This is a genomic window from Hansschlegelia beijingensis (assembly GCF_045505405.1).
GTDB lineage: Bacteria > Pseudomonadota > Alphaproteobacteria > Rhizobiales > Methylopilaceae > Methylopila > Methylopila beijingensis_A.
The window spans coordinates 1-1,937 of sequence record NZ_JBJKEX010000463.1; the positions used below are offsets into that span (position 1 = coordinate 1).

General features: G+C 71.1%; 3 protein-coding genes and 1 pseudogene. 2 read left to right on the top strand and 2 right to left on the bottom strand.

Annotated elements, in window-relative coordinates; genetic code table 11:
• A partial coding sequence (locus ACIKT0_RS17575; RefSeq protein ID WP_407106636.1) for a DUF533 domain-containing protein occupies positions 1–383 on the bottom strand: 383 nt, incomplete at its 3' end.
• A 73-nt stretch (positions 384–456) separates the two neighbouring features.
• Positions 457–1,107, bottom strand: coding sequence for a bifunctional 4-hydroxy-2-oxoglutarate aldolase/2-dehydro-3-deoxy-phosphogluconate aldolase (eda, locus tag ACIKT0_RS17580; protein ID WP_407106637.1), 651 nt, complete (start codon positions 1,105–1,107; stop codon positions 457–459).
• A gap of 155 nt (positions 1,108–1,262) precedes the next feature.
• Between eda and ACIKT0_RS17585 the strand changes: the two genes are divergently transcribed.
• Both ACIKT0_RS17585 and ACIKT0_RS17590 read left to right on the top strand, forming a co-directional pair.
• On the top strand, positions 1,263–1,412 hold the full coding sequence (locus ACIKT0_RS17585) for a hypothetical protein (protein WP_407106638.1): 150 nt from the start codon (positions 1,263–1,265) through the stop codon (positions 1,410–1,412).
• A gap of 173 nt (positions 1,413–1,585) precedes the next feature.
• Positions 1,586–1,937 (top strand): annotated as a pseudogene (locus tag ACIKT0_RS17590) (hypothetical protein); the annotation flags it as partial.

Genomic DNA, 1,937 nt, shown 5'->3' on the forward strand with positions numbered 1-1,937 from the left:
TGTGCCATACGGCGGTGACGATGCCGGTTCTGGTCGGCGGCGAGGCGCCGCCGCCGCAGGAGCGGATCGGCCTGATAATTCTGCCAGGCCTTGTAGGCGAGCCCGCCCAGGATCGCGAGGCCGCCAAGCTGCATGCCCGAGCCGGACAGCGGAGACTTCTTGCGGCCGCCGAGCAGGACTGTGGCGAGGCTGCCGGCGATCGCGCCGCCGGCGAGGCCGCCCAGATTGCCGCGCGCGAGGTCCTGCACCTGCTTCATCAGGTCGCCGGAGCCGCCGCCGGCCTGCGGAGCCGGACGCCGATCACCGCTCGGAGCTGGTCGGCCTTGGCCGGCCTGCTGACCCGCGCCGAGAAGCTGGTCGAGGATGGTCCGGGCGTCGAACATTTGCGTATCTCCGTCGGCGGAAGGCCGAGGAGGACGTAGGGAGGCGAAACCGCCGCAGCAAGCCCGACGGAGGTCAGCGCGCCTTCAGCGCCGCGGCTTCCTTGGCGAGCGACCTGATCCGGCTCCAGTCGCCGGCCTCGATCGCGTCCTGCGGCGCGACCCAGGAGCCGCCGACACAGGCGACGTTGCTCAGCGAGAGGTAGCTCTGGGCGTTCGAGGCGTCCACGCCGCCGGTCGGCACGAAGTGCAGATCCGGCAGCGGCGCGATCAGGGCCTTGAGGAACGCCGGGCCGCCGGCCGGACCCGCGGGGAAAAATTTCGCGAAGGTCGCCCCCCGCTCCGCCAGTTGCATGGCCTCCGAGGGAGTCGATACGCCGGGCAGGTAAGGGATCGGGGCTTCGCTGCCGGCCGCCAGCACGCGCGAGCTCGTGCCGGGGCTGACCAGGAAATCCGCGCCCGCGGCGATCGCAGCCTGCACCTGCTCAGGCTCAAGCAGAGTGCCGGCGCCGACCGTGACGCCCTCGACTTCCCCAACCACCGCCCGAAGCGCGTCGAGCGCCTGCGGCGTCCGCATCGTGATCTCCAGCACCATCAGCCCGCCGTCGCGAAGCGCCTTGGCGGTCTCGACTGCGGCCTCGGGCGTCGAGAAGGTCAGCACCGGCAACACCGGGGACCGGGAGAGAATTGCGGCCAGGCGTTCTGTCTTCGCGAGCGTGAACGACATTGGGGCTCCTCCCGGGTTCTACGAACGAACGGTGGAGGGTCCATCGCTCCCCATCGCGCCGAGGTCAAGCGACGACGGCGGAAGTAAGGCGCGGCCGGCGCTCGCATCCGCCGCTTCCGGCGGCTAGGTTGAGGCAAGAGTCGTGGACCCATCCGATGCCCTCCAATGACGGCGAGCCCGGCGAAGTTCCCAAGCCTCCTGCGCGTGAAAGCACGCTCGAGCGGAAGCTCTGGATCGCCGCCTATGTCATCATCATGGTCGTGCTCGCGGCCGGCGCGGCGCGCCGGCTGATGGCTCTGCTCTGAGCCTGGCGCGGGACAGGGGCGGCTTCGGAGGCGCTCTTCGACCGGCTGATCCGTCCTATTCTGCGCCGATTCGGCGAATCGCCGAGCGGCCGCCTAGCGAGCTTCTTAAGCCAAACCCAGTGAGCGACAGCGCCCTGACCATCACGCCTGTCGGATCCGAGCCCGCAGCGAGTGTGGCCCCTGAGGTCCTGTTCATGGGGCTCGACGCCGGCGGCACGCGGTGCCGCGCCCGGCTCCGCGACCCCTCCGGCCGTCTTCTCGGCGAAGGCGAGGCCGGCGTCTCGCAGAAGCGCGAGATGGAGGCGATGCGGGCCGAGCCTCATCCATTCGCGCGCCTTGAGCTCACGACCGACTTCGAGACCGCCTGCCTCGGGGCTCATGGCGGCGAGGACGGCGGCATCGTGATCGTCGGCACCGGCAGCGCCGCTTATGCCCGCGTGGCCGGCGCGGCGTTCCGGTTCGGGGGCTGGGGCTTCGAGGTCGGCGACGACGGCGGCGGAGCGCCCCTCGGCAGGGAGGTCGTGC

What these genes read in the sequence shown, in the direction of transcription:
- eda (WP_407106637.1), bottom strand. Translation starts at nt 1,107, where the DNA reads ATGTCGTTCACGCTCGCGAAGACAGAACGCCTGGCCGCAATTCTCTCC.
- ACIKT0_RS17585 (WP_407106638.1), top strand. Translation starts at nt 1,263, where the DNA reads ATGCCCTCCAATGACGGCGAGCCCGGCGAAGTTCCCAAGCCTCCTGCG.